Source organism: Pseudomonas sp. EYE_354 (assembly GCF_023148575.1).
Taxonomy (GTDB): domain Bacteria; phylum Pseudomonadota; class Gammaproteobacteria; order Pseudomonadales; family Pseudomonadaceae; genus Aquipseudomonas.
The window spans coordinates 1-26,162 of the sequence record NZ_JAHXNQ010000017.1; the positions used below are offsets into that span (position 1 = coordinate 1).

General features: G+C 55.8%; 19 protein-coding genes. 6 read left to right on the forward strand and 13 right to left on the reverse strand.

The features are described 5' to 3' along the window. Positions 1–111 precede the first annotated feature (111 nt). From KZX66_RS21325 to KZX66_RS21335, 3 genes are all read right to left on the reverse strand, one after another. Positions 112–885 carry a plasmid partitioning protein RepB C-terminal domain-containing protein gene (locus tag KZX66_RS21325; RefSeq protein ID WP_248083192.1) on the reverse strand — a complete coding sequence of 258 codons (774 nt, stop codon included), beginning with the start codon at positions 883–885 and terminating at the stop codon, positions 112–114. Next, a complete protein-coding gene (locus tag KZX66_RS21330) occupies positions 882–2,438 on the reverse strand; it encodes a recombinase family protein (protein ID WP_282446025.1) in 1,557 nt (518 codons plus the stop codon). Before KZX66_RS21330 ends, KZX66_RS21325 begins: the two co-directional genes overlap by 4 nt. A gap of 556 nt (positions 2,439–2,994) precedes the next feature. After that, positions 2,995–3,732: a GIY-YIG nuclease family protein gene (locus KZX66_RS21335; protein ID WP_248083201.1), complete on the reverse strand. Its 738-nt coding sequence runs from the start codon at positions 3,730–3,732 to the stop codon at positions 2,995–2,997. 764 nt (positions 3,733–4,496) lie between these two features. On the opposite strand from KZX66_RS21335, the gene rdrA reads away from it, so the two are divergent. The 3 genes from rdrA to KZX66_RS21350 all read left to right on the forward strand — a co-directional run bounded on the left by rdrA (position 4,497) and on the right by KZX66_RS21350 (position 11,595). After that, positions 4,497–7,130, forward strand: coding sequence for an antiviral RADAR system adenosine triphosphatase RdrA (gene rdrA / locus KZX66_RS21340; protein WP_248083203.1), 2,634 nt, complete (start codon positions 4,497–4,499; stop codon positions 7,128–7,130). Further along, entirely contained in the window at positions 7,130–9,805 is a 2,676-nt protein-coding gene (rdrB, locus tag KZX66_RS21345; RefSeq protein WP_248083204.1) for an antiviral RADAR system adenosine deaminase RdrB, read from the forward strand. Before rdrA ends, rdrB begins: the two co-directional genes overlap by 1 nt. 122 nt (positions 9,806–9,927) lie before the next feature. Further along, entirely contained in the window at positions 9,928–11,595 is a 1,668-nt protein-coding gene (locus KZX66_RS21350; protein ID WP_248083206.1) for a hypothetical protein, read from the forward strand. Positions 11,596–11,898: 303 nt separating this feature from the next. Here KZX66_RS21350 and KZX66_RS21355 read toward each other — a convergent pair whose 3' ends face one another. Then, the gene (locus KZX66_RS21355) at positions 11,899–12,621 is read right to left on the reverse strand and encodes a response regulator transcription factor (protein ID WP_248083208.1); all 723 of its coding nucleotides are present in this window, start codon (positions 12,619–12,621) and stop codon (positions 11,899–11,901) included. Positions 12,622–13,071: 450 nt separating this feature from the next. Here KZX66_RS21355 and KZX66_RS21360 point away from each other — a divergent pair, with 450 nt between their 5' ends. Further along, positions 13,072–15,348, forward strand: coding sequence for a CHASE2 and HATPase_c domain-containing protein (locus KZX66_RS21360; protein ID WP_248083210.1), 2,277 nt, complete (start codon positions 13,072–13,074; stop codon positions 15,346–15,348). A 179-nt stretch (positions 15,349–15,527) separates the two neighbouring features. Here the strand turns inward: KZX66_RS21360 and KZX66_RS21365 are convergent, their stop codons facing one another. From KZX66_RS21365 to glyQ, 4 genes are all read right to left on the reverse strand, one after another. Next, the gene (locus KZX66_RS21365; RefSeq protein ID WP_248083212.1) at positions 15,528–16,298 is read right to left on the reverse strand and encodes a lysophospholipid acyltransferase family protein; all 771 of its coding nucleotides are present in this window, start codon (positions 16,296–16,298) and stop codon (positions 15,528–15,530) included. A gap of 83 nt (positions 16,299–16,381) precedes the next feature. Then, entirely contained in the window at positions 16,382–16,921 is a 540-nt protein-coding gene (gene gmhB, locus KZX66_RS21370) for a D-glycero-beta-D-manno-heptose 1,7-bisphosphate 7-phosphatase (protein WP_248083355.1), read from the reverse strand. Beyond that, a complete protein-coding gene (gene glyS / locus KZX66_RS21375; RefSeq protein ID WP_248083214.1) occupies positions 16,921–18,975 on the reverse strand; it encodes a glycine--tRNA ligase subunit beta in 2,055 nt (684 codons plus the stop codon). Before glyS ends, gmhB begins: the two co-directional genes overlap by 1 nt. Then, positions 18,972–19,925 (reverse strand): glycine--tRNA ligase subunit alpha, encoded by a 954-nt coding sequence (gene glyQ / locus KZX66_RS21380; protein WP_003187265.1) that lies wholly within the window; start codon positions 19,923–19,925, stop codon positions 18,972–18,974. The genes glyS and glyQ overlap by 4 nt, the downstream gene beginning before the upstream one ends. Positions 19,926–20,006: 81 nt before the next feature. On the opposite strand from glyQ, the gene tag reads away from it, so the two are divergent. Both tag and KZX66_RS21390 read left to right on the forward strand, forming a co-directional pair. Continuing rightward, a complete protein-coding gene (gene tag / locus KZX66_RS21385) occupies positions 20,007–20,564 on the forward strand; it encodes a DNA-3-methyladenine glycosylase I (protein ID WP_248083222.1) in 558 nt (185 codons plus the stop codon). A 40-nt stretch (positions 20,565–20,604) separates the two neighbouring features. Then, the gene (locus KZX66_RS21390) at positions 20,605–21,492 is read left to right on the forward strand and encodes a lysophospholipid acyltransferase (protein ID WP_248083224.1); all 888 of its coding nucleotides are present in this window, start codon (positions 20,605–20,607) and stop codon (positions 21,490–21,492) included. Positions 21,493–21,564: 72 nt separating this feature from the next. Here the strand turns inward: KZX66_RS21390 and KZX66_RS21395 are convergent, their stop codons facing one another. The 5 genes from KZX66_RS21395 to def form a co-directional block, all read right to left on the reverse strand. Further along, positions 21,565–21,876: a hypothetical protein gene (locus tag KZX66_RS21395; protein ID WP_248083226.1), complete on the reverse strand. Its 312-nt coding sequence runs from the start codon at positions 21,874–21,876 to the stop codon at positions 21,565–21,567. Between the two features lie 18 nt (positions 21,877–21,894). After that, positions 21,895–23,268 carry a Trk system potassium transporter TrkA gene (gene trkA / locus KZX66_RS21400; protein WP_248083228.1) on the reverse strand — a complete coding sequence of 458 codons (1,374 nt, stop codon included), beginning with the start codon at positions 23,266–23,268 and terminating at the stop codon, positions 21,895–21,897. Positions 23,269–23,290: 22 nt separating this feature from the next. Beyond that, positions 23,291–24,601, reverse strand: coding sequence for a 16S rRNA (cytosine(967)-C(5))-methyltransferase RsmB (rsmB, locus tag KZX66_RS21405; RefSeq protein WP_248083230.1), 1,311 nt, complete (start codon positions 24,599–24,601; stop codon positions 23,291–23,293). Further along, the gene (fmt, locus tag KZX66_RS21410; protein ID WP_248083232.1) at positions 24,598–25,551 is read right to left on the reverse strand and encodes a methionyl-tRNA formyltransferase; all 954 of its coding nucleotides are present in this window, start codon (positions 25,549–25,551) and stop codon (positions 24,598–24,600) included. The genes rsmB and fmt overlap by 4 nt, the downstream gene beginning before the upstream one ends. 69 nt (positions 25,552–25,620) lie before the next feature. Beyond that, positions 25,621–26,127, reverse strand: a complete 507-nt coding sequence (gene def / locus KZX66_RS21415) for a peptide deformylase (protein ID WP_003187273.1) — start codon at positions 26,125–26,127, stop codon at positions 25,621–25,623. Positions 26,128–26,162 lie beyond the last annotated feature (35 nt).

Consider the following 26,162-nt stretch of genomic DNA (forward strand, 5'->3'; position numbering starts at 1 on the left):
GGGATATCAGCCATTTTTTGATGCACCGATACAACTGGATTCGACCGCACCAATTTAATGGTGGGCTGCCACCGGCTCAGGCCGAAAAAAAACTTAACGTCGTGTCCGGGATTAGTTGACCACTACAGCCTTCTTCACCATCAGGCGCTGCCGCTCGGCTTCTCGTTCGAATAGTTTTCTCAAGTCTGCGGGCGTCAGCCTTTTCTTCTTATTCTGGCTATCACGACCCAGCGGGCTTCCCCGTACCAGTTTGTCTTTCTTGGCACGTAGCTCTAGAAGGTGACGCAGCTTGGTAATCTTCTTTCCTTTTATTCCACGTTCGTAGGCGTCAGTAAGGAGGTTTTGAATGTCGCTTTCACTGCTACGGGCGATATCGGCTGCCATGCTTAGAGGTATCAACCCTGTCTCGACTGCTGACAGGAGTTTTTCTTCACCGCGTTCAAGTAGACCAACAATCATGCTGACCCAAGAGGCTGTGCTGCCAATCACTACTGCGATCGCCTCATCGGTTTTACCCCGTTCTTTCAGGCGCCCGACCTCGTTCATAAGGTCTATCGGCCTGTGTTGCCTTCGAGCTACGTTCTCTACCAAGCTCATGACCAAGCAGTCTTCTTCCACGGCATCAATCACAAACGCTGGAATTTCTGTGGCTTCTAGCGCAAGAAATGCTTCGAGACGGCCTTGTCCACACACAAGGTCGTAGCTGATCTGCCCCTGAGGCGTGGCTCTGAGACTTACGGTAATGGGACGCTTGAGTCCTACCGTTTTTATGTTTTCTATGAGCTCGCGGTGAACCTTCTTGTTCCTCGTGCGAGGATTGAGGATGTGGATATGTGATATTGGAATTAGTGCGACGCGATCACGCGAGGTAGATGGGACAGTCATTGACGTGCCTCCTTCAGCGAGCAACGCGCAGCAAGTCCATCAAGTACGTCCAGCGTTGCAAAACGGTAACTGTCTATTAAGGGGCTGTTTTCTTCGGACATTTTTCGCGGCCACGCCCCCATATCCATACTGGGGATGAGGTAATAGTCCCGCACTTGTAGATTTTCGTGCTCCATGCGTACCGCGATGGTGATGTCGGGTGTCAGGCTGTTTTCAAACCGGAGCTTCCAGCGAAGAGTACCTGCCAGTGTGGATTGGCAGCGCGCGATGACCACTGATGCTGTCCATTCATCGTTAATTGTCAGTAGGTCACTCTGAATATTGAGCTCGACTCCGGCACCCACATGCTTGAAGTGTTTTACAACATCTTCAAGAACCTGCGGATGCAGCTGCCGCAGGGAGCGATTGACCTCCAAATACCGATAGTCTCGGTCTGGTGTGTAGCCGATAAGCGTGTAGGCACGTAAGAGGCCGCCGAAGCGATTTATATAGGTCGTGCTGGAGGGCATGTGGTCTTGGTCATCGATGAGCATCCCGGACAAAGAGCCCGCCCGCCGTAACAGGTTGCGAAGCAGTTCTAGCAGTTGTGCATCGTCCAAGCGGCGTGAGCGTTGCAAAATGATTTCGCGAACTGCGGCAAACACCTCCAGTGAGACAATTCCCTGGAATGCCCCATCGCATCGAACCCACTTTTCGGGTGGATTGCGGCTGATACGTTTACGTAGCTTGGAGGACGTTTTGTTGTAGACGTTGTTACCTATGTATTTCTCGTTGGTCAGCACTTGGTGCACGCTACCTCTACTCCAGGGGCGGTCGAAATCGGTAATCAGCCCTTCGGCGTTTAGTGCATCGGCAATTTCGTGCTCACTCATTCCGTTGTGGATGAACTGGTGATAGATGTGTTGAACCACCTCGATTTCGGTTTTGGGTCCCGGAATTAAGATAACCCTGTCGGTCTGGAGACTTTTCTGTTGGCCCCGCGACAGTTCTGCCTTGAATTCGCTTTTCTCATCGATCAAAGCGCGGCGCAATCCATATCCTGCCGGGCCGCCTTGATGAAAACCTTTTTCAACGAGGCGGCACTGACCAGCGAAGACTTTTTGGGAAAGCTCTCGGCTGTACTCCCCAGCCATGGATCGTTTGATGCCTTTGTAAATGGTTGCTAGAGGCGAGCCGTCGTTTTCAAAAGGCTCTGCGCAATACACCACGTTGATACCGGAGCTGGTGCAAAGGTATTCATAGTGGGCACTTTCGTCCGTGTTCTGAAAGCGTCCCCAACGGCTGACGTCATATACAAGAATCACCTGATACTGGGTATGTCCGGCCTGGACGTCGTCAAGCAATCTACGCAGAGCATCACGGCCGCCGATATCTAGGCCACTTTTCCCATCGTCTTTGTAAGTTTTGACGATTTTCATGCCGTGGCTCATGGCGTAAGCATGGATGGCTGCTGATTGGTTTTCCGTGGAGTAGCGTTGGTGATCAGTAGACATGCGAACGTACTCCGCAGCTGGCACCAAGCTGTCAGAGCAGTCAGTTGAATCTGTTCGCATGGACGGAGAGGACAAGTAGGCCTCCTCTAGGCCAGAGAAGGCTGGCCCATTCAATTCAGATTAGCGATGTGTTGTGACGAGATGGTGACGAGTCTTGGGGGCTGGCTGAAGCGCGGGTACGAGCGGGTGATGCCTTGCCCCCGAATCAGCCCCGTCCTGCCCAACTCCGGGCGGACTAAAGAGTCGCGACATAGGAGGATATCAAACCAGAGCAATCAGATTGATGCAGGGCCTAGAAGACGAACTTGATCAGTTTCTACTATCCAGTGGCAACTGATGTTGCCTCCCAGTTCGCCCTCTAAGGTCCGGTGACGATCGGTGATATCGAGACGTGGGTACGGCTCTTCATGACCGGCGAGAGGCGTCCGCAACGCGTTGATCACGGCGCTATTTCCCACGTTATTGGGTCCAACTAGAGCGTCCAACCCGGGCTGCAGTTTCAATGTTGTGTAACGCTACTTGCAGAAGTTTTTTATGGTGAGTTCAGCGAGGTAAATGAAGATCTCCATCCTTGATTTGCGATGGAATCCTATCCCGGCTGGGCTACGCAGTACCTTCAGTCGCACTCGAGGTTTAGATCCAGCTGGCGAGCAGTCTCTGCAGGAGGTGCTTCTCTGTTAGAAAAAAGTGGGCGGATCGAGAAGTTTTCTTTCGCGGCCAGCGCCAAGGGAATGGACGCAGCAACTATTTGATGTGTGGGCCAAGTGTCTGGTTGGCCGACAGGATTCTCCGTCGAAGGAAGATTACCCCAACGATGAACATCTGGAGTTTCGAAGCCTGCCATGATGGCCAAGCGAATCCAGTAGCCCTCAAACCTAGTCCTGATCCTTTGGTCTCCGACAACCCAGCTCAGTACTGTCGCTCGGATCTCGGTGTTCTCTGCTGCAGCCCACTCAGTCAGCGCCGATGAGGAGTAGCCAGCACGACGACATGCAAAATGGTCTTTGAAGCGTTTCCGCGGACTCACCGACTGTCCGACATAGCAGGCCTTTCGGCTGCCGTCGTTACTGTGAGCTGTGAGTGCGTAAATCCAAGTGCCTCCAAGCGAAGGTTTTCGTGGTTTCAGCTCTTTGGGCTTACGAGGGGGATGATCTCCAAAATTGAAGTGGACCCGTAACCGATTTCCGCTTTCGCAGCTAAATCCAGCGTAATCCTTCCCGTTCCTTGTGACGATCAATCCGTGCCCGGCAGCTCGACTGAGTAAATGTTCTTTGCTGGTGATTTCTCCCGAGTCGATTGCAGCTTGTAGCGTGCGTTTTAGAGTCCTGGCGTGCCTAATCGCTTCTCTGTCCATATTCGCAATCCATGTTCAACCCGCTTCAAAGGTCGATGACCATCCCACCACGCGCCCGGCTTTCCTAGCCAAGCGTTAATCAGCCGCCCCCCTGCACCACTATCGGGTTTGCTTCAGCTAAGCCGAGCCGAGCACTATAATGAGGCTTCCGTACTACGGCAGGGTGAATCGCCCCCGGGATTCTAGAAACCATGCAATCTCATTGTGGATTGTATGGGATGGGTGGCGCAGGTAGCTGCCTCCTTTGGTGATACGCTTACTACTCAGCAATTGGAGGTAGTCCAATGGTTCGGCACCATCAAAAGCATGATCAGCACCCAAAGCAGATAACCTCCGCTCGATCTTCGGTTGATCACAAACGATACAAATTGGTTGATCTACTACAGAAGTATGATTTCGGCTTACCTGAATCACCTGAAATCGCGTTCTGGCGTGATGCGCCTGCTGTTGGGGCGGAGGTCGTTACGAAAGTAACTCGGGGCGATTAATAAGCCCCACCACTGTCCTTCTCTCCTGAATCCTGTCGGAGAGGCTGTCTGTTGACGCTGATGCCGAATTGACCCACCTGCTGACGCAAGACTGACCCAACTCCAAATATGCACAATTCCAATAATGGCAATGGTTCGCTAGGGGCAGACTGGGTCAGTGACGTCTCATTAAGGGGTCAATTCGGCGGCGACGCCAACTGATGGCACTGTGATACAGTTCTTGAGTGGCCTGCTCTAGCAGGGGCTAATCTTACCCAAGGAAAAATGAGGCATGGAATGTCAATATCTAATACTACAAGCCGCTACATTCCGCTCCATGCACCAGAAACTGCCAATCTAGATGATGAAAAAACTCTGCTGCCATTGGCGGTGTACCACAAATTAGCTGAGTTCATCACTAAAGCTCTTCATACGGTCAATGCTAAAGGGGATAGCACTAAACTCAACGAAATTCGGAGCCACAATGCGGTATCCATTGACGGTGAGCGTGGCACCGGAAAAACGTCAGTATTGGTGAATTTACGCACGTACCTGAAAAGTACACATGGAGACATCTTAAAGGATATCCATATTCTTGAGCCGGTCGACCCTACCCTGCTGGAGGAGAATGAATCCCTTTTCTTGCACATAATAGTGGCGGCGGTACTGTCTGACGAAGATGTCAAAAACTCACAACGCACCAATCCCGAAAGTTACAAGCAGTTAAACCATGCATTGGATAAACTCGCCCATGCTCTGGAATGCGTAGAGGTACAACACGACGAACGCGGTATGGATAAGCTTCGTGCGCTTTTCGGCAATAAGCATTTGGCTGATCGCGTGCAGGAGTTTTTCAAGGCCGTACTGCAGTTATTGGGTAAAAAATTGTTGGTGCTGCCGATTGATGACGTAGACACCTCACTCAATCGTGCATTCGAGAATTTGGAAATTGTACGACGTTATCTGACCACGCCTTATGTGCTGCCGATCGTCAGTGGGGATCGCGAGCTGTACCGTGAAGTGACATGGCGAGATTTTCATGGTCGCTTGACCAAGGATTCAAACTACAAACCGGAGCAGGCATATACCACTGCTGTTGAGCTAGCTAATGAGTATCAGCGCAAAGTGCTGCCTTTGCCAAGTCGACTGTTCATGCCTCCGGTTAGTGAATACTTGGGTGATCAGGACATTACGTTGGGTCTGCCAAGCGTCATTTCGCTTCCCAATTTTCATGCTTGGTTGGAGATTTTCTTAGCCGGTCCGGTCAATGGTCGCGAAGGCAGTGATCTGACGCTGCCTATTCCTTCATTGCGTGCTCTGACACAGTTCATCAACAGTTGTTCGGAGCTAATCCAAGGCTTGCCACAAGCGGTGCGTTTGGCTGAGAACCCATTGCAAGTCAAGCGTGCCTGGCAAATGCCCACAATCCGTCTTGATGTAATGAACTTGTTTCATGCCGAACACCAGCGTTTAAATAAAGAAACGAAACGGGAGTTCGGCCCCGCGTACAGGTTATTTTCAGAGCCGCCTCACGAACCGCTAGATGGCATTTTCGGCGGGTTGGATCAGACGACGATATCTAGCTGGGAAAGCACTCTTAGTGATTACTTTCAGTACGAACCAAAGGCCGGGGCAGTTTATCTGGTACTACAGGCTTATAAATACTGGCAGCACCTGGCAGAAATCAGTGAAGAGGAACGCAACGGTAGTATTTTTGACACTCCGCTGTTCCAGCCTCTACATCACGAGGCGGCAGGGCTGAATCAGTTTATCAAGGAAAATGACTTTTCCGAATGGCAGGTACATTTAAAAGAAAAGTTACCGTATGGCTGGTTGGCGAGATTAGATGCTCAGCAAACCTTGTTGCCCTACCCAGTGGCAGAGGTGGGAGTAAATTCGGCAAAGGATTGGAAATACTGGGAGGTGATTTCCAGGTCTGGGGCGGCTGAAAAGATTGGAGACAAAGCCGTTTTCTTACTTTCACTGCTCACCCATCATAACTATTACACAAATGCTAACCGCAGCATGATGCTGAATATTGGCCGTATTTTCGAGCTGATTATTGCCAGTCTTGTTGGCCCGGTCAGCCTACAAACCCTGCAAGGCATCGTACAGGATGCGCCGTTTCACTCCACCAGTGCTTTGGCGCCTACTAAAACTTTGAATCTTGGGCCTGATGAGGACGATGAGCCTGTAGAAATTAGCGAGGATGATGTACTGGAAAGGCTGAATCGACAGCTTGAACTATTGCAGAAAGACATAGAGGTTTGGCGTGAACATCATAAATTGGACCAAGTAAGGTTCTCACCATGGCTTATCTACAAGGTGTTCAACAAGGTATATAGCCAGGTAGCCGAATTTAGAAATGTGCCTAAAGGCATGAAGGATGTCGGCAAAGCATTGGATAAAGTGGGTATGGTGTTCCACGCAACTTGGTCTGCCTTTGGAAGCTTTGAAAAGGGCAGGTTGTTCGGTCTCCCGGACGTGGTGGCTACTGTCAATTTGAATTCGTCACACAACTTTGAGCAGAACCCCCATTTCAAGATGAACATCTTGCCATTTGCTCCGACGACAGGGCAGAAAGGCCAAGATAATCCCGACTCTCTTTCCAAACGTCAATTTGGTGCAAGCACCCGCACCGCTAGTTTCTTTCTTGCAGATCATCCAATCAGAAGTTGGTTAGATGAGATACTGGCCATTTCTTGGGTCAAAGAAGCAAAAAATGTAAGTGCGAGAGAATGGTTATTTAGCAAGCTAAACGCTACTCCGCCATCTCGGCTAACATCGAAATTTCTTGAGATTAAGTTACGTAAAATCGCAGAGGTCGAGCGCCAAAGAATCATTACTGAAATGACAGTGTTATACCCTGATAGCAGTGAGTTGAAGTTACTGGCAGACGCGAATCAGACACTCCTGGCTAGTCAAAACTGATGCTGAACCGTTCTCTCACTGAACATGCAACCGGCGGTTTCTACGGAAGCCGCCGGTTTGCAGAGCGGTTGTGGACTGAGCTGGTCAGCCCGCAGCAGGGTATGGGACAAGACAGGTGGCAAGTCCTACAGGGAGACTGCTATCAGCAGCTGGTCGATACGCTGGATGAGCACTATCCGCGCCGTTTTCGCTTGAACGATCTTCGCCATCTAGTGGAACGGGCGTGTGATGCGCGACTGTTCATTGAGCCAAAGTTGCCGTGGCTGGATGAGTTGTTCAATCAGCAGCTGATGCGTAATGGGGACATGATTTGCTATCGCGAAACCCAGGTGCAAGCGTATGCGCGGCTTGCGGCAGAACTGGATCCTACACTGCTGGTTGGTTGGCATCTTAGTGGTTGGCTTAATGAAAACCCTCAGCCGACAGCGGGAGATGTTTGCCGTGTCGTCTCAGCGCAAACTCCTTTCTTTGCGCCATTACCTAACCCATTTTTGCCGCATGCTGAAGGACACGTTCACCTTGGGGGCGTTGCGACGGACAGTGCCGTTCTTGGCGATTATTTGTTGAGAGCAGGCGATTCTGACGGATTGAGGAGCAGCGATAAGGATGGAGTCTGGTTAAAGAACGAAAAGCAGTACTTGAATCCGCAGCTAAAGCGCATGCGCCAGTTGCTGATCCAACTGCTCGAACATTCCGGAAGGGAGCAGGATATTAGCCTGCAGTTGAATAACCCAATGGTTGTCAAAGAAAGGCTGCCGGATTGGGAATTGCTTGCAGCTAGCCACGCTACGGCGAAGGTAGGTTCTGCTCCGTGGGTATGTGGTCAGTTCGCCCAAGCGATGATGCGCGGATGTGTTAATCGCTGGCTCTGGCTGCTCCTGTACCTTTGCTGCCTCTATCGCGAGCCGACGCTTTTGCCTTCGTGGCGTGTCGCGATTCTTTGCTGGCTGCAAATGTTTAATGAGTTGCGGCGGCGGCTTATCATGGATGGTCAAGGGTTGACCCGTTTTGTTGAGCGCTACTTTCAGGGGCCGTTGAGGCGTAATGGAGCGTCTCTTTTGCAAGAAAATGTGCGCCGGCTGCTAGTAGGGCGTGAAGATGTGGCGGAGGTAAAAGCCATGATCGGAACCTTTTCTTCCAATTTTGCGAGCAAACTGGCCGATGCTGTTGCGAATAACAACAGACTTCACGCGATCATTCCGCCTTATATATTCGGCGAGCATGAAATCAGCCTAGAAGGTAGTGCCGGGCATTATTTGAGATCAATGGAGCGTTGGCATTTTTGCGGCCATTTTTCTCGCACTCAAAGGCAAAAGCGAGCTCCTGGTCGAGAATTAGAAGGACTCTGGAAAAGTGCCGACGATTTGTTGACGGGTTTGTCGAGGCAAGCCGGCTGGACATTGCCAAAATTTCTGGGCGGTCAGCTAAATCAGCATTTTCAGTTCCATCCTGCACGCTGGTTTCGCGGACTGGACGTTGCTGGTGATGAAAATGATCTGCGTATCGAGTTGTTTGCGCCTATCTTGCGTTGGTTGCGGCGGGGCCTTGTGTCGCGTCCTGACGGTGAGGATGCCAGCAGCGGTTTTCATCTGAGTATTCACGCGGGCGAGGACTATTCCCACCCCTTGTCGGGAATGCGCCATATTGACGAAACGGTGCGATTCTGTGAAATGCGCGATGGCGATCGCCTGGGACACGCGTTGGCGCTGGGTATTGACCCTGCGCAATGGGTGGCTCGGCAGGGCGAGATGATGGTCCCCCTGGACGAACACCTGGACAATCTAGTTTGGCTTTGGCATTACGCCACAACATTAAGCAGTCGTTTGCCTCTGGCGCAGCAAGTGCTGCCTATCATCGAGCGTCGTATTGCGCGCATCCTCCCCTTCGTCCCTTGGCTTGAGCCACCTGAGTTGGACGTAGATCATCAAGAAGGTGATGGTATATCTGGGTCGGCATTTGTGGCTATGCCTCCTTCGGTACTTTATCGTGCGTGGTGCTTGCGCCGTAACTGTCATCATCTATGGCAAAAACTGTACGATGATCAGCCAAGAACCGAGCGGGAGCGGTGTGCTGTGCCAGACGCTGCAGTGATTAACAACCTGTCAGATATAGCCGCACGTATTTACCGTTACCGTCATCAGCATATGGCGGCGATGAGCAAGTTACCATTGGTCGTTGTAAGAATGGGCAGTGAGTGGGATGGACAAGCCCTATACGAACAGCATTGTGAGTCGGTACTTGGAGTTATCAACGATGTAGATACTACCCAGGAGTTGGAATTCATGCATGCCCTGCAGGATTACTTAATGGATCATTATGACGATATGGGGTTGATAATTGAAACTAATCCCACGTCGAATGTTTACATTGCTCGATTGGAAAATCATAGCGAGCACCCGATTTTTCGATGGAGTCCGCCAGATGAATCATTGCTTTCAAATGGCGGGAAATACAACCGCTATGGTTTGCGGCGTGGGCCTGTTCGGGTATTGGTCAACACTGATGATCCCGGAATTACGCCAACCACTTTAAGAACTGAATTTACTCTGTTGCGCGAGGCCGCTATATCGCTGGGTACGGCTAGAACGGTGGCAGAAGAATGGCTGGAAAGACTAAGACGTTATGGAATTGAACAGTTCCATAAAAATCATCTTCCAGTTTTTGATGAAAAATAGTATCGATATACTATCCTGTTTCCTTGTATCGAAAACCCCAATTTCTCGGATAGCTATAGTCCAGATTGGGGGATACTTTTAAATTTGAAAAAGCCAAGTTTGCTTCCTAAAAGGATTTAAAGATGCCTATTGAACAATGTTATCCGTTCAACCTCCCTTGGCTGGCCTTCCTCGCTTTCGACTGTTTTGCACTCGATAAAACTGCCCCAAAGTACTTTGGATTCGCCGAGCTTATCAGTGGCCTTGCCTTGACACTGGTCGTTTGGACCGTCGCAGATCTGCGGTACAAATTTCGTATTGACACTGCATTCCTCCCTGTAAGAAGGGCTTCTGTAGCGATCACTATCACAGTGGGGTTGCTTGCGTTGCTGACTGACCATTGGCGTGCGAGCCAATCGCGTGTACCGCTTGGAGATTGGCTGACACCCGAATCGTGGCAATTATTGCTGGGTGGTGGTTTTTTTCTGGTATTGGCCACTTGGCTTTGGTTAGCTTTTTTCTTGCCTGCCAGATTCAACTGCTGGAATGCTAAAAATTTTGCTCGCAGCGTAGAAGCGCGTCTGTTGCGCGGTTCTCCAACCGAGCTGGCGATTGTTGGCGACGAACTGGCGAGGTCCGTTTCAAGGATCGTGAACTATGCGCCGGGCAATTTCACTGCAGACCAGATTACAAAGACGCAGGAGCATGCTCTCAGGCTTCTCATGGCCATGGGCAGCCCGAAGTTCTGCCGGGCGGTGGTCGAGGGATCACCGAGGTTGATCATCAATCTGTTCAACGCTGTAAGCAACCAGCTTAAGTACAGTGATGAGATCAAGATCATCGCGAAGAACCTCGTGACTGCAGCTATCGAGAATCGGAACTCATTTTTGTACCATGAGCAGGACTTTTACGAGTCGGGACTAGAAGGCATTACCCGTCCGGTGTCCACGGCTATATGTCAAAACCCACAGTTGGTCAGGCATATTGATACATTACTCAGCCCTGAGTATTCGCGTCGCAAACCTTGGGACATTGATCAGTGGAAGGCATATTTTCGTCTGGTACTCCAAGCGTTCACTGTCCACGTGGGAGGAGGCGCCGCTTCAAAACCGAAATCTTTACATTGTGCCTATCTACAAATCGAGGGCATCTACTCCGACCTTACTGAAGATCTTCAGCTAACAGATTTGAGGTTCAACGATGACCTCGACCTACGACTACGTATGCTGGGCACGCTTATTCAAGACATGGTCACAGTGCTGGATGACCTTGATCAGCAAGGTAAGACTTACGTTGAGCACGCCTCGGAAGATATTGCGCACATCATATTCTCTCTGGTTGAAGCAGCTTCGTCAGTCCGTAAGCCTCATAGGGTATCCAGAAAAATACAGTACACGCTGATCTGGGACGATATCCTAAACTCAAGTGAACTGCGCACTGCGGCAGGTGGAAAAATCCTAAAGCTGGTCCATTCGATGTTATTGAATTCAATAGTAAAGGCACCAAACCTAGACAGCGTTAGGTTGATGGGATATTGCCTTAACGTTATGGGATTCAAACCGTCCGAGAAGGATGAAGGATTCGGCTCGGCCTGGCGCGATCTGCATATTGATTTCATCGCTTGGGTAAAGCGGCATATTGCCTCTCTGCTAAAGGCTTATCCAGCTATGGCCCGTGAATGCTTTGTCGATGGCATGTCGTACGATGAGCAGGGCAGCCGCTTAGTGATTCACTATGCGGGAAAAGATGGGGGCGAGGGTAGCTATATGTATCTTGAGGTTGATCCAGCGACTGAGCCCAACCCTGCTTAACAGAATTGGCCTGGCGGTGGCCGAAAGTCCTCTCGCAGCACGCGTTGCTATGCCCTGTTCTACGTGGGACCAACTATTGTGTTAAACGAGTAGGTTTTTCTCATTTATTAAGTAAATCCCGGTAGGCGGAATCACAAAAAAGCTGATCCTCTATCAGCGTTTGTTGAGGCTCCTGAATCATCTATTCTGTGAACCTACATCCGGTGTAGCCCGCAAAAGCAAAAAGGCCAACGCATGCGTTGGCCTTTTTTATGGGTGAATATCACGCTTTATTGAAATGCTCCACGTGGAACATCTACCTTTTTAGCCACTGGATGCCGTCGCTACACTCTCCAGCCGGTACCCATACCCATAGATCGTCAACAGCTGCCAACCCCTATCGGCCGTGAGCCCCAATTTGTTGCGCAGTCGATAGATATGCGTATCAAGCGGGCGTGATGACACCATTTCTTCATGGGGCCAGAACCGCTCATACAGATACTCGCGGGACAACGGTCGCGCCAAGTTGGCGAACAGGCAGCTGGCCAGGCGGTATTCTCGCTCAGTCAGATTGATCGGTTTTCCAGCGCGAGTGACGGTCAATTCGGCATCGTCAAAGGTCAGGTCATTAAAACTCTGTACTTCATGGATTGCTGATTTTTGCAGGCCATGCCGACGTAGAACCGCCGTGACCCGAGCCTTCAGTTCGTTTGGGCGAAAAGGCTTGCTCACGTAGTCGTCGGCGCCGCTGTTCAATGCCGTGACAATGTCGCTCTCGGCATCACGGCTGGTCAGCATGATTACGGCCGGTGGTGAATCCATGTGTTCGCGGGTCCAGCGCAGCAATGCGATGCCGGTGATATCGGGCAACTGCCAGTCGAGTATCAACAGGTCAAAGGTTTCACGTCGTAATTGACGCAAGAGATCTTCACCGCGCTCAAAACAATGCAGTGTCCAGGGCTGTTCGGCGGTGCCAGGGATTTGTCGCAGTGTCTGTTCAACCCGGCGCAACTCTGCGGGTTCGTCATCCAGTATTGCGACACGCATGGGTGGGTCCTTTCGTCTTGAAGAGTTCGGCAGCCGCTGGCCTGTCTATATTGAAGGCTCGTACTGCGTAGATGCCGGTCGGCGAATCTGAAGAATTGTGCTCAGATTCGATGACCCCTTGGATCTGTCGGTACGCTGGGCCCAGTAAGTGATTACCAAACGTTCACGATACCAATGTGGGAAAGATACCGACTCGAGACGGTAAGGAAAAGGATCAGCCGACGCGCGCGCGTAAACTCCTGTGGCCTGACAGTGGACGTCCAGTGCAATCCCCACCATGAATAACATCAATCAGGAAAACTTTTCCGCCGCGTCGAAAGTAAGCTTCACTGGCCTGAGCGCAGCGTCGTATCTCAGGCGTGCTTCGGCTTACGGCGAGCATCATAAGGAAGGGGAATCCAGGTCTATGCCATCGTCCATTACGCGCCAACAACACAGGCACGCTGACTCATGATGCTCTGGGGCAAGGCTGAAAAACGTCAACCCACCCATGCCCAGCGCCTGTTCCATGGCCTGGTCCGAGAATGGTTATGGATCGGCTTACTGTTGCTGCCTATCACGGCCTACCTCTCCGTGAGTCCCGGCCTGGCCTTGAATAATCCTTTGTACGACAGCCTGCGTCGGCTGACACCGCTACCTGTGGACCCGCGCATCTTGCTGGTGACCATTGATGATCCTACCCTTAAAAAGCTTGGCCAGTGGCCCTGGCCTCGTAGCCTGCACGCTGACCTGATTGATCGCATTAGCGCCGCGCAACCTGCCGGTATTTTGTTCGACGTGATCTTCAGTGAGCCTGGCGACCCTGCCAATGACAAACGCCTGGCCGACGCGGTATGTAATGCCGGCAACGTATTGTTGCCTCTGGCGCGTGATGATGCTGCCACTCTGCCCGGTGCGCACCTGTTGCCATTGCTCAAGTGCGCCAAAGGCGTCGGGCACATCAATGTGGAGGCAGATAGCGACGGCGTGGTCCGCAGCGTATACATGCGCGAGGGACCGCCTGATGCGATGGTGCCGCAGCTGGTTTGGCTGGCCTATGCGATGAGCGGCGAGGCATCAGAGATGCCGGGAAGGGTTCAGGATTCGGCCACCCAGGACTGGCATCGTGAACATGCCGTCCGCATACCGTTTATTGAGTCCGGCACTCATTTTCCCAGCGTTTCATACGTCAGCGTACTCCAAGGCGAAGTGCCTCCCGAGCGCTTTCGCGACCGTCTGATTCTGGTTGGTGCAACGGCCTCGGGCATGGGCGAACGTTTTGTCATTCCGCCCTCCTCCACGGTAGGTACAACGGCGGGCCTGGAGATACAGGCCAATGTGCTCAACGGTTTGTTGCAAGGTCGTAGCATCGTGGACCTGTCCGGATGGTTGGCAGCGCTGATCGCCACCTCGCTTGTGGCTTCGCTATTGGGCCTGCTCCTCTTCCGCCCGCGCTACGCACTGTGGATGACCCTCGGATGCATGGTTACGGCATTGCTCGGCTCCTGGGCCCTCTTGCGGCTCGACTACTGGTGGTCGCCTGCTGCCTGTCTGATTGGCTTGCTGCTCAGTTATCTGATCTGGAACTGGCGTCGTCTCAGCGTGATCCTGGCCTACTTCGGCTGGGAATTGGCGCGGCTGGATAACGAACCCAAAGTCTTGCCCGAACGTCGTCGCGCACCCGCCAGCAAGGGCGACGTTTTGCAGGGCCGCATCTTTGCCCTCGAACAAGCCGTAAGCCGCACACGGGATACCCGGCGCTTTATGGCCGATGGGCTGGAATGTCTGCCGGTGGCAACGCTGATCACAGACACCCAGGGCAAGATTCTGCTGGCTAACCGGATTGCCCGTGATGTGTTCGGCAGTGATCTGGTCAACCACAACCTGCTGGAGCAGTTGGTGGACCTGGGGTACCCGCCGCTGCACAACGGCGTGCGTCCAGCCCTTTCGGCGCTGGAGCTCGTTGAGTTTCGTGATATCCGTCAGCGCAGCCTGCGCATGGAGCTTGCTCCTTTGCTGCCCGCCGAAGGTGATGTTGCACTGGGTTGGCTGCTGAGCCTCACCGACCTGAGTAAAGAGCGCGAGGCGCAACAGCATCGCGAAACTATGTTGCGCTTTCTCTCCCATGACCTGCGTGCCCCGCACTCGGCGATCCTCGCATTGCTGGATGTGCATGGCGCAGAGTCGCGGGTATTTGCCCAGATCGAGCAACAGGTGCGTCGCGCCTTGAGCCTGACTGAATCCTTTGTTCAGTTAGCGAAAGCCGAAGCCGACGGTTATCACTTTCAGCCGACCCTGTTCGCCATGCTGATAATGGATGCCTTTGACCAGGTGGCGTTGATCGCCCAACTCAAGGGTATCCACTTGGTTCACGACCTGGATGAGGCCGACGAAGGGATGGTGTCAGCCGATCAATCGCTGCTCACCCGCGCACTGTTCAACGTGCTCGAGAATGCGATCAAGTACTCGGCGTCCGGTACCACCGTCAGGTTACGCCACAGCAGCGCGCAAGGCTGGTTGGAATGCCGTATCAGCGATCAGGGGCCGGGGATAGCCGCGCAGGACCTGCCGGAGCTGTTCAGCCAATACAAACGCTTCGATTCTGCCCAAGGCAGCGAGGGGCTGGGATTGGGGCTGACCATGGTCAAGGCAGTCGCGGAACGTCACGGTGGTCGTATCGTGTGTGAAAGCGTGTTGGGCAAAGGCACCACGTTCACCCTGCATATACCCTTGATTGAGAACGGCTAAAAATCACTTTTTCGCTGTGCATAAAAAACCGGTCACAAGGACCGGCTTTTTTATGCAGAAAAAACTTATGCACGTTTTTAGAGAATTTATAGGGTTATGAAATATGTAAACAAATCATCAAGTTAAGATGGAAAAACACTGATTTTCCAACAAATGGTGCACAGGTTATCCACAGATGCTCACACCACTGGCGTATCCACCACAACCGGCTCTGGTGGTAGAGAGCCCATGGCTCGCTGCTGCGCTTCATTCCAGGCCTGGGCGCGGTCATTCAGCGCGGCAATGGCGCGAGGGCCTTCGCCTTCGGCGTACATCGGTTCGCCAATTACGACGGTGATGGTGCCTTCGCGTTTGGCCCAACCGGTTTTCGGCCAGAATTTTCCGGCGTTATGCGCGATCGGCAAGACCGGCAGGTTAGCGTTGACCGCCAGCGCCGTACCGCCCCGGGAGAACTTGCCCAGTGTGCCAAAAGGCACCCGCGTACCTTCGGGAAAGATCAGCACCCACACGCCGTCTTTAAGCAGCTCGTCGCCCTTCTTGGCCACATGCTTGAGCGCCGCTTTTGGGTTGTCACGGTCGATGGCGATCGGACGCAGCATGGCCATGGCCCAGCCGAAGAACGGCACATACAGCAGCTCGCGCTTGAGCACCTGGCTCAGGGGCGAGAAGTAGGCCGAGAGGAAGAACGTTTCCCAAGTGCTTTGGTGATTCGAGAGAATCACGCAGGGTTGGTCCGGGACGTTTTCGGCGCCCTTGATTTCGAACCGAATGTTCAGGAACACCTTGGTCAGCCACAACGCGCAGCGGCACCAATAGACATTGATAAAACGATATCGCGCCTTGAACGGCAGGAAGGGCGCAATAAAAAAGCTAAGGGTGCACCAGAGAAACGAACTGGTGCCCAGCAGCAGGTAAAAGAAAAAGGTTCTGATGGCCTGCAAGATTGACATGGCGGCGTTTACCGTTGCGGGACATTGCCCGCCTGTTGAAAAGCGCACTCCCGAACAATCCTTGGTCAGGAAGTCGAGGGCGACTAGTTGTTGATAAGTTCTGCGGCAACTGCCGCCAGATCGTCAAAAATCAAAGTGCCTACCGGCAGGTTTTTCGCCTGGGTCTTTTCGCCTTTCCCGGTTTTTACCAAAACTGGCTGAGAGTCGACGGCTTTGGCCGCCTCCAGGTCACCGAGGCTGTCGCCAACGAACCATATTCCCGCCAGTGGCACAGCGTAATGGGCGGCGATGGTTTTCAACATCCCCGGCTTGGGCTTGCGGCAATCGCAGCCTTCGTCGGGCCCGTGAGGGCAATACACCACCAGTCCCACCTCGCCGCCCTGTTCCGCCACCAACGTGCGCAAACGCGCATGCATGGCGTCCAGGGTCGCGATGTCGTAGTAACCGCGGGCAATGCCGGACTGGTTGGTGGCGATGGCCACCGTCCAGCCGGCTTTGCTCAACTGCGCGATGGCCTCGATCGAGCCGGGCAATGGAATCCACTCCGCCACCGACTTGATGTAAGCGTCGGAGTCGTAATTGATCACTCCGTCCCGATCGAGAATCAGCAGTTTCACCATGATCAGCTCAGCGTCGAAATGTCAGCGATGTTCACGAACAAACCGCGCAGACGCGCCAACATGGCGTAGCGGTTTTTCCGCACACCGGCGTCGTCGGCATTGATCATCACCGCTTCAAAGAACGCATCCACCGGCTCACGCAGAGTGGCCAGGCGCGCCAGGGCTTCGGCGTAGTTGCGTTCGGCGATCAGCGGCTTCACGGCGTTTTCTGCCTTGGCGATGGCTGAGTTCAGCGAGAACTCCTTGGCATCGGCGAACAAACCAGGATCGACGTCGGCGTTGCCCAGGCCTTCGGCCTTGCTCAGCAGGTTCGACACACGCTTGTTCACAGCTGCCAGTGCATCGGCTTCCGGCAGCTTGCGGAAGGCCTGCACGGCTTGTACGCGCTGATCGAAGTCCAGTGCCGAACCCGGTTGCAGGGCGCGTACCGACAGGTAGACAGAAACGTCCACGCCTTCGTCTTCATAACGCGCTCGCAGGCGGTCGAACACGAACTCCAGCACCTGCTCGGCCAGGCCGGCCTGCTTGACCTTGGCACCGAACTGGCCCACGGCGAACACCACGGCCTGGGTCAGGTCGAGGTCGAGCTTTTTGTCGATCAGGATACGCAGCACGCCCAAGGCCGCACGGCGCAGGGCATACGGGTCTTTGCTACCGGTAGGCAGCATGCCGATACCGAAGATGCCGACCAGCGTGTCCAGCTTGTCGGCGATGGCCACCGCAGCACCGGTCAGGGTGGTGGGCAGTTCGGCACCGGCACCGCGCGGCATGTATTGCTCGTTCAGCGCCAGGGCTACGTCGTTTGCTTCGCCGTCGTTGAGGGCGTAGTAGTAGCCGGCCACGCCTTGCATCTCAGGGAACTCGCCGACCATTTCAGTGGCCAGGTCGCACTTGGACAGCAACCCGGCACGCGCGGCCGAGGCGGCGTCGCCGCCAATGCGTGGGGCAATGTAGGCTGCCAGCTTGGAAACGCGCACGGCTTTGTCGTAGACGCTGCCGAGTTTTTCCTGGAACACCACGTTTTGCAGGCGCAGGTTGAAGTCTTCGAGCTTCTGCTTCTTGTCTTGCTTGAAGAAGAACTCGGCGTCGGTCAGGCGCGGGCGAACGACTTTTTCGTTACCGGCGATGATTTGCTGCGGGTCCTTGCTTTCGATGTTGGCCACGGTGATAAAGCGCGGCAGCAACTTACCGTCCACGTCCAGCAGGCAGAAGTACTTCTGGTTGTCCTGCATGGTGGTGATCAGTGCTTCTTGAGGCACGTCGAGGAAGCGCTCTTCGAACGAGCACACCAGCGGCACAGGCCATTCAACCAGTGCAGTCACCTCGTCGAGCAGGCTTGGCGGCACGATGGCGGTGCCTTCCTGCAGACGGGCCAGTTCTTCGGTGCGTTTGCTGATCAGCTCACGACGCTCATTGGCATCGGCCAATACGTAAGCGGCGCGCAGGTCGTTGAGGTAGTTGGCCGGCGACGTGATGCGCACGGCTTGCGGGTGGTGGAAGCGGTGGCCACGGGAGTCGCGACCGGCCTTCTGGGCGAGGATAGTGCAATCGATGACTTGGTCACCGAGCAGCATCACCAGCCACTGGGTTGGGCGGACGAACTCTTCCTTGCGAGCCCCCCAGCGCATGCGCTTAGGGATCGGCAGGTCATTGAGGGAGTCTTCGATGATCGTCGGCAGCAGGCTGGCAGTCGGCTTGCCGGTGATGACCTGGCTGAAACGCAGTTTCGGGCCGCTCTGGTCGATCTCGCTCAGCTCTACGCCGCACTTCTTGGCAAAACCAAGGGCGGCCTGGGTCGGGTTGCCTTCGGCGTCGAACGCAGCCTGACGCGGTGGGCCGTCAAGGTTGATGCTGCGGTCCGGTTGCTGGGTTTCCAGCGCCGTCAGGAGCACCGCCAGGCGACGCGGCGCGGCGAAAACTTTCTTGGCTTCAAACTTCAGGCCAGCGGTGTGCAAGCCTTTTTCGATACCGGCCAGGAACGCATCGGCCAGGGTATTGAGCGCCTTGGGTGGCAGCTCTTCGGTGCCCAGTTCAACCAGGAAATCTTGAGCACTCATTGTGCAGCCTCCAGCTTAGCCAACACTTCATCACGCAGGTCGGGGGTCGCCATCGGGAAGCCCAGCTTGGCGCGAGCCAGCAGGTAGGCTTGGGCGACGGAACGCGCCAGTGTGCGCACACGCAGGATGTATTGCTGACGCGCGGTCACCGAGATGGCGCGGCGGGCGTCCAGCAGGTTGAAGGTATGGGACGCCTTCAACACCATTTCGTAGCTCGGCAACGGCAGCGGCTGGTCGAGTTCGATCAGCCGCTTGGCTTCGCTTTCATAGAAGTCGAACAGCTCGAACAGCTTGTCGACGTTGGCGTGTTCGAAGTTGTAGGTCGATTGCTCCACCTCGTTCTGGTGGAACACATCGCCGTAGGTCACTTTGCCGAACGGGCCGTCCGCCCATACCAGGTCGTAGACCGAATCCACGCCTTGCAGGTACATGGCCAGGCGCTCGAGGCCGTAGGTGATCTCGCCGGTCACCGGGTAGCACTCGATGCCGCCCGCTTGCTGGAAGTAGGTGAACTGCGTGACTTCCATGCCGTTGAGCCAGACTTCCCAGCCCAGACCCCAGGCGCCCAGGGTTGGCGACTCCCAGTTGTCTTCGACAAAACGGATGTCGTGGACCAGCGGGTCCAGGCCGACATGCTTGAGCGAGCCCAGGTACAGTTCCTGGAAGTTGTCCGGGTTCGGCTTCAATACCACCTGGAACTGGTAGTAGTGCTGCAGACGGTTCGGGTTCTCGCCGTAGCGGCCGTCAGTCGGGCGACGACTGGGCTGCACATAAGCGGCGTTCCAGGTTTCCGGGCCGATGGCCCGCAGGAATGTTGCGGTGTGGAAAGTGCCGGCGCCTACTTCCATATCGTAGGGCTGAAGTACCACACAACCTTGCTCGGCCCAGTATTGCTGGAGGGCGAGGATCAAGTCTTGGAAGGTACGCACGGCTGGCGTAGGCTGGCTCACAAAATTCACCTGTTACTTGGGCTGCGATTTAAAGAGCGGGAGTATACCCGATTCGGCCGCGCCACCATCCCCTGGAGCCTTATGCCACGCTGCTTTTGGTGTTCTGAAGATCCGCTGTACATGGCTTATCACGATCAGGAGTGGGGAACGCCGTTGCGCGATGCGCAGGGTTTGTTCGAGTTGCTTTTACTCGAAGGGTTCCAGGCGGGCCTGTCCTGGATCACCGTTTTACGCAAACGCGAGCATTATCGAAAGGTCTTGTTTGGCTTTGATGCCAGGCGCCTGGCGCAACTGACCGATGCTGAAATCGACGCGTTGATGCTCGACCCCGGCATCGTGCGCAACCGTCTCAAGCTCAACGCGACCCGGCGCAACGCCGCAGCCTGGCTAGCCCTTGAGGATCCGGCAGGCATGCTCTGGTCGTTTGTCGGTGGCGTGCCCAAGGTCAATCACTTCAAGGATCGCAGCGAAGTCCCGGCGATTACGCCCGAGGCTGAAGCGATGAGCAAAGCCCTGAAAAAAGCCGGCTTCACTTTCGTCGGGCCGACCATCTGCTACGCGTTCATGCAGGCCTCTGGCATGGTCATGGACCACACTCAGGACTGCGACCGTTACGCGGACCTGGCCAACGCCGGTTAGAATGCGCGCTTTGCGCATCACATACGATCAGGAGTGACCTGTGGAAAAGTTTAAAGGCGCCTTGCTGGTGGGCGCTCTTCGGTTGTTTGCCCTGCTGCCTTGGCGCGCAGTGCAAGCCGTGGGTTCGGCCATCGGCTGGATCATGTGGAAAACCCCCAACCGTTCCCGCGAGACGGTGCGGATCAACCTTTCCAAGTGTTTTCCGGACATGGACCCGGCCGAGCGCGAGCGCCTCGTCGGCCGCAGCCTGATGGACATCGGCAAGTCCCTGACCGAGAGCGCCTGCGCCTGGATCTGGCCGGCCCAGCGCTCCATCGACCTGGTGCGTGAGGTCGAAGGCCTGCACGTGCTGCACGAGGCCCTGGCTTCGGGCAAAGGCGTGGTTGGCATCACCAGTCACCTGGGTAACTGGGAAGTGTTGAACCATTTCTATTGCAACCAGTGCAAACCGATCATTTTTTATCGTCCGCCCAAGCTCAAGGCGGTGGATGAGTTGCTGCGCAAGCAGCGCGTGCAGTTGGGCAACCGCGTGGCGGCGTCGACCAAGGAAGGCATCCTCAGCGTCATCAAGGAAGTGCGCAAAGGCGGTCAGGTGGGCATCCCCGCTGACCCGGAACCGGCTGAATCCGCCGGGATCTTCGTGCCGTTCTTCGCCACCCAGGCTCTTACCAGCAAGTTCGTACCGAACATGCTCGCCGGCCACAAGGCGGTCGGCGTATTCCTGCACGCCCTGCGGCTGCCGGACGGCTCGGGCTACAAAGTGATCCTGGAAGCGGCGCCGGAAGATATGTACAGCACCGACACCGCCACTTCCTGCGCGGCGATGAGCAAAGTGGTGGAGCGCTATGTCGGCGCCTACCCGAGCCAGTACATGTGGAGCATGAAGCGCTTCAAGAAACGTCCGCCGGGTGAGGAGCGGTGGTACTGAGTTATCGCTGACCGACAGGCGTTACAAAACAATGTGGGAGCGAGCACGCCCCCCACATTGTTTAATCGCCCTTCAGCCTTGACGGTCGAGTTTCTTCAGGAACACCGTCATTTCTTTCTCGGCCTGCTTGTCGCCATGGGCTTGCGCCGCTTCGATGCCCTTCTCCCATGCCAGCCGCGCAGCCGCTTGATCGCCAAGCCCTGCCTGCGCCTTGCCCAACAACTTCCACGCCGCCGAATACTTCGGATCGAACTCGACACACTTGTGCAAATGCTCCGCCGCCTTGGCATTGTCCTTCAGGTCCAGATAACCCTTGCCCAAGCCAAAGCGCAGCAATGAGTTATCCACACCTTTGGCGAGCATTTTTTCCAGGGATTCGAGCATTTCAAACACCCCGTTTAATCAGAAGAAGCTCAGCCCCACGTGGAACAATTTCTCCACGTCGCGGATATGTTTTTTATCCACCAGAAACAGGATCACATGGTCTCCGGTGGCGATCATCGTGTCGTCGTGGGCGATGATCACTTCCTCATCGCGAATGATCGCGCCGATGGTCGTGCCAGGTGGCAGACCGATATCGCGAATGGCCTTGCCGATCACCTTGCTCGATTTTTCATCACCGTGGGCAATCGCTTCGATCGCTTCCGCCGCACCCCGGCGCAGTGAGTGCACGCTGACGATATCGCCACGGCGTACGTGGGCGAGCAAGGTGCCGATGGTCGCCAGTTGCGGGCTGATAGCGATGTCGATATCGCCGCCCTGGATCAGGTCGACATAGGCCGGATTGTTAATGATCGTCATCACCTTCTTCGCCCCCAGCCGCTTGGCCAATAGTGAAGACATGATGTTGGCTTCGTCATCGTTGGTCAGCGCCAGGAAGATATCGGCGTCGGCGATATTTTCTTCCATCAACAGGTCGCGGTCCGAGGCGCTGCCTTGCAAGACGACAGTGCTGTCCAAGGTATCGGACAAATGCCGGCAGCGCGCGGGGCTCATCTCGATGATCTTCACCTGGTAGCGGCTTTCGATTGCCTCGGCCAGGCGCTCGCCGATTTGCCCACCGCCGGCGATGACGATGCGTTTGTAGTTCTCGTCGAGCCGACGCATTTCGCTCATCACTGCGCGAATATTCGCCTTGGCGGCGATGAAAAATACTTCGTCGTCGGCTTCGATGACCGTATCGCCCTGGGGCAGGATCGGTCGGTCACGTCGGAAAATCGCCGCGACGCGGGTTTCCACATTCGGCATGTGCTCGCGCAGCTGGCGCAATTGCTGGCCCACCAACGGGCCGCCGTAGTACGCCTTCACCGCCACCAGTTGCGCCTTGCCACCGGCAAAGTCGATCACCTGCAAGGCGCCGGGAATTTCAATCAGGCGCTTGATGTAGTGGGTCACCACCTGTTCCGGGCTGATCAGCACATCGACCGGGATCGCATCGTTGTCGAACAGGCCGGCGCGGGTCAGGTAAGCGGCTTCACGCACCCGGGCGATCTTGGTGGGGGTATGAAACAGGGTGTGGGCGACCTGGCAGGCGACCATGTTGGTTTCGTCGCTGTTGGTCACGGCCACCAGCATGTCGGCGTCGTCGGCACCGGCCTGGCGCAACACCGTCGGGAACGATGCGCGGCCCTGTACGGTGCGGATGTCCAGGCGGTCACCGAGGTTGCGCAGACGCTCGCTGTCGGTGTCGACCACGGTGATGTCGTTGGCTTCGCTGGCCAAGTGCTCGGCCAGTGTGCCGCCCACCTGCCCTGCTCCAAGGATGATGATTTTCAACCGGTCACTCCCTTAAAACCATTCAGCCGCGTGCGGCGGCGATCTTGATCAGTTTGGCGTAGTAAAAGCCATCATGCCCGCCTTCCTGCGCCAGCAATTGGCGGCCGTGTGGCTGCTTGATGCCGGCGGCCGTGGCGAGATCCAGTTCTCGCGCACCGCTGGTGCGGGAGAGGAAGGCTTCGATTACCTCGGTATTTTCGGTAGGCAGCGTGGAGCATGTGGCGTAGAGCAGGATGCCGCCGACTTCCAGGGTCGGCCACATTGCGTCCAGCAACTCGCCTTGGAGCACCGCCAGTGCGGCGATGTCGTCGGGTTGGCGGGTCAGCTTGATGTCCGGGTGGCGGCGGATCACGCCGGTGGCCGAGCATGGTGCGTCGAGCAGGATGCGCTGGAACGGTTTGCCGTCCCACCACGTGGCGGTGTCGCGGCCGTCGGCGGCGATCAGGTCGGCGCTCAGGCCCAGGCGCGCGAGGTTTTCCCGCACGCGCACCAGGCGCTTGGCCTCCAGATCGACAGCGACTACGCCAGCCAGGTCTTTTTCGACTTCCAGGATGTGACATGTCTTACCGCCCGGGGCGCAGCAGGCGTCCAGGACACGCTGGCCTGGTGCCAGATCGAGCAACTCGGCGGCCAGTTGCGCGGCTTCGTCCTGCACGCTGATCCAACCGTCGGCGAAGCCCGGCAGGCTGCGCACGTCGGTGGCGACTTCGAGCACGATGCCGTCGCCGCTGTACACGCAAGGCGTGGCGTTGATGCCGGCGGCTGTCAGCAAGTGCAGATACGCATCACGGCTGTGATGGCGGCGGTTGACCCGCAGAATCATCGGCGGGTGGGCATTGTTGGCTGCGCAAATGGCTTCCCATTGCTCGGGCCAGAAGGCCTTGAGGGATTTTTGCAGCCAGCGCGGGTGTGCGGTACGCACCACCGGGTCATGTTCCAGCTCGGCCAACAGCGCTTCGCTTTCACGCTGGGCGCGGCGCAGTACAGCGTTGAGCAGCGCCTTGGCCCAGGGTTTTTTCAGCTTGTCGGCACACCCGACGGTTTCGCCAATGGCCGCGTGGGCGGGCACGCGGGTGTAGAGCAACTGATAAAGGCCGACCAATAACAGCGCTTCGACGTCTGCGTCCGCGGCCTTGAACGGTTTTTGCAGCAGTTTGGTCGCCAACGCCGACAACCGAGGTTGCCAACGGGCGGTACCGAACGCCAGGTCCTGAGTGAAACCACGGTCGCGGTCTTCGACCTTATCCAGCTGCGTGGGCAGCGAACTGTTCAGCGATGCCTTGCCGTTGAGTACGGCGGCGAGGGCCTTGGCGGCGGCCAGACGTGGGTTCATTGAGCGGCCATCCCGAGTACAGTGCCCAGGGCAAATTTCTCCCGGCGGCTGTTGAACAAATCGCTGAAGTTCAGCGCTTTGCCGCCGGGCAATTGCAGACGGGTCAGGCACAGCGCCTGTTCACCGCAGGCCACCAACAGGCCGTCTTTGCTGGCGCCGATGATTTCACCGGGTGCGCCTTTGCCGTCGGCCAAAGTCGCGGCCAGTACCTTCAAGGCTTCGCCGTTGAGGGTGCTGTGGCAGACCGGCCAAGGGTTGAAGGCTCGCACCAGGCGCTCCAGCTCTACGGCCGGACGGCTCCAGTCGATGCGCGCTTCGTCTTTATTCAGTTTGTGGGCGTAGGTGGCCAAGCTGTCGTCCTGCACTTCGCCCTCCAGGGTGCCGGCAGCGAGACCGGCGATGGCCTGGATCACGGCAGGTGGGCCCATCTCGGCGAGGCGGTCGTGCAGGCTGCCGCCGGTGTCTTCGGCGGTGATCGGGGTGATAACTTTGAGCAGCATCGGGCCGGTGTCCAGACCCGCCTCCATGCGCATTACGGTCACACCGCTCTGGCTGTCGCCCGCTTCCACGGCGCGCTGGATCGGCGCCGCACCGCGCCAGCGTGGCAACAACGAGGCGTGGCTGTTGATGCAACCCAGGCGTGGGATGTCCAGCACCGCTTGCGGCAGGATCAAGCCGTAGGCCACCACCACCAGCAGGTCTGGCTTGAGCGCGTTCAGTTCGGCCTGGGCCTCGGCGTTGCGCAGGGTCGGTGGCTGCAACACGGGAATGGTGTGCTCCAGGGCCAGTTGCTTGACCGGGCTGGGCATCAGTTTTTGCCCGCGACCGGCCGGGCGATCCGGCTGGGTGTACACCGCGACGACGTCATAAGGGCTGGCGAGCAGGGCCTTGAGGTGTTCGGCCGCGAATTCAGGAGTGCCGGCAAAAACAATGCGCAATGGCTCGGTCATGGGAGTTCTCGGTTAAAAGCAGTCACAAAAGAAAAAGGCTTGCCGTAGCAAGCCTTTGGAAGAAGGGCATCAAGCTTGCTGGCGATGCTTTTTTTCCAGCTTCTTCTTGATCCGGTCGCGCTTGAGCGTGGACAGGTAATCGACAAACAGTTTGCCGTTGAGGTGATCGCATTCGTGCTGGATGCACACCGCCAGCAGGCCTTCGGCAATCAGCTCGAACGGCTTGCCGTCGCGGTCCAGCGCCTTGATCTTCACGCGCAGCGGGCGCTCGACGTTTTCGTAGAACTCCGGCACCGACAGGCAGCCTTCCTGGTACTCGCCCATCTCTTCGGTCAGCGGTTCGAACTCGGGGTTGATGTACACCCGGGGTTCGCTGCGATCTTCAGACAGGTCCATGACCACGACACGCAGGTGCACGTTGACCTGTGTCGCGGCCAGGCCGATGCCCGGGGCTTCATACATTGTTTCAAACATGTCATCGACCAACTGACGAACCTTGTCGTCCACTACGGCCACCGGTTTGGCGATCGTGCGCAGGCGCGAGTCGGGGAATTCGAGGATGTTCAAAATAGCCATAAGCGTAATTGCTGCACATGTGAGGTAGAGGCAAA

Coding starts and splice junctions, on each gene's coding strand:
- KZX66_RS21325 (WP_248083192.1), bottom strand. CDS start 885: ATGACTGTCCCATCTACCTCGCGTGATCGCGTCGCACTAATTCCAATA.
- fmt (WP_248083232.1), bottom strand. CDS start 25,551: ATGACCGAGCCATTGCGCATTGTTTTTGCCGGCACTCCTGAATTCGCG.
- def (WP_003187273.1), bottom strand. CDS start 26,127: ATGGCTATTTTGAACATCCTCGAATTCCCCGACTCGCGCCTGCGCACG.
- rsmB (WP_248083230.1), bottom strand. CDS start 24,601: ATGAACCCACGTCTGGCCGCCGCCAAGGCCCTCGCCGCCGTACTCAAC.
- KZX66_RS21365 (WP_248083212.1), bottom strand. CDS start 16,298: ATGTCAATCTTGCAGGCCATCAGAACCTTTTTCTTTTACCTGCTGCTG.
- rdrB (WP_248083204.1), top strand. CDS start 7,130: ATGCTGAACCGTTCTCTCACTGAACATGCAACCGGCGGTTTCTACGGA.
- glyS (WP_248083214.1), bottom strand. CDS start 18,975: ATGAGTGCTCAAGATTTCCTGGTTGAACTGGGCACCGAAGAGCTGCCA.
- tag (WP_248083222.1), top strand. CDS start 20,007: ATGCCACGCTGCTTTTGGTGTTCTGAAGATCCGCTGTACATGGCTTAT.
- KZX66_RS21360 (WP_248083210.1), top strand. CDS start 13,072: ATGATGCTCTGGGGCAAGGCTGAAAAACGTCAACCCACCCATGCCCAG.
- KZX66_RS21335 (WP_248083201.1), bottom strand. CDS start 3,732: ATGGACAGAGAAGCGATTAGGCACGCCAGGACTCTAAAACGCACGCTA.
- KZX66_RS21355 (WP_248083208.1), bottom strand. CDS start 12,621: ATGCGTGTCGCAATACTGGATGACGAACCCGCAGAGTTGCGCCGGGTT.
- KZX66_RS21350 (WP_248083206.1), top strand. CDS start 9,928: ATGCCTATTGAACAATGTTATCCGTTCAACCTCCCTTGGCTGGCCTTC.
- KZX66_RS21330 (WP_282446025.1), bottom strand. CDS start 2,438: ATGCGAACAGATTCAACTGACTGCTCTGACAGCTTGGTGCCAGCTGCG.
- rdrA (WP_248083203.1), top strand. CDS start 4,497: ATGTCAATATCTAATACTACAAGCCGCTACATTCCGCTCCATGCACCA.
- KZX66_RS21395 (WP_248083226.1), bottom strand. CDS start 21,876: ATGCTCGAATCCCTGGAAAAAATGCTCGCCAAAGGTGTGGATAACTCA.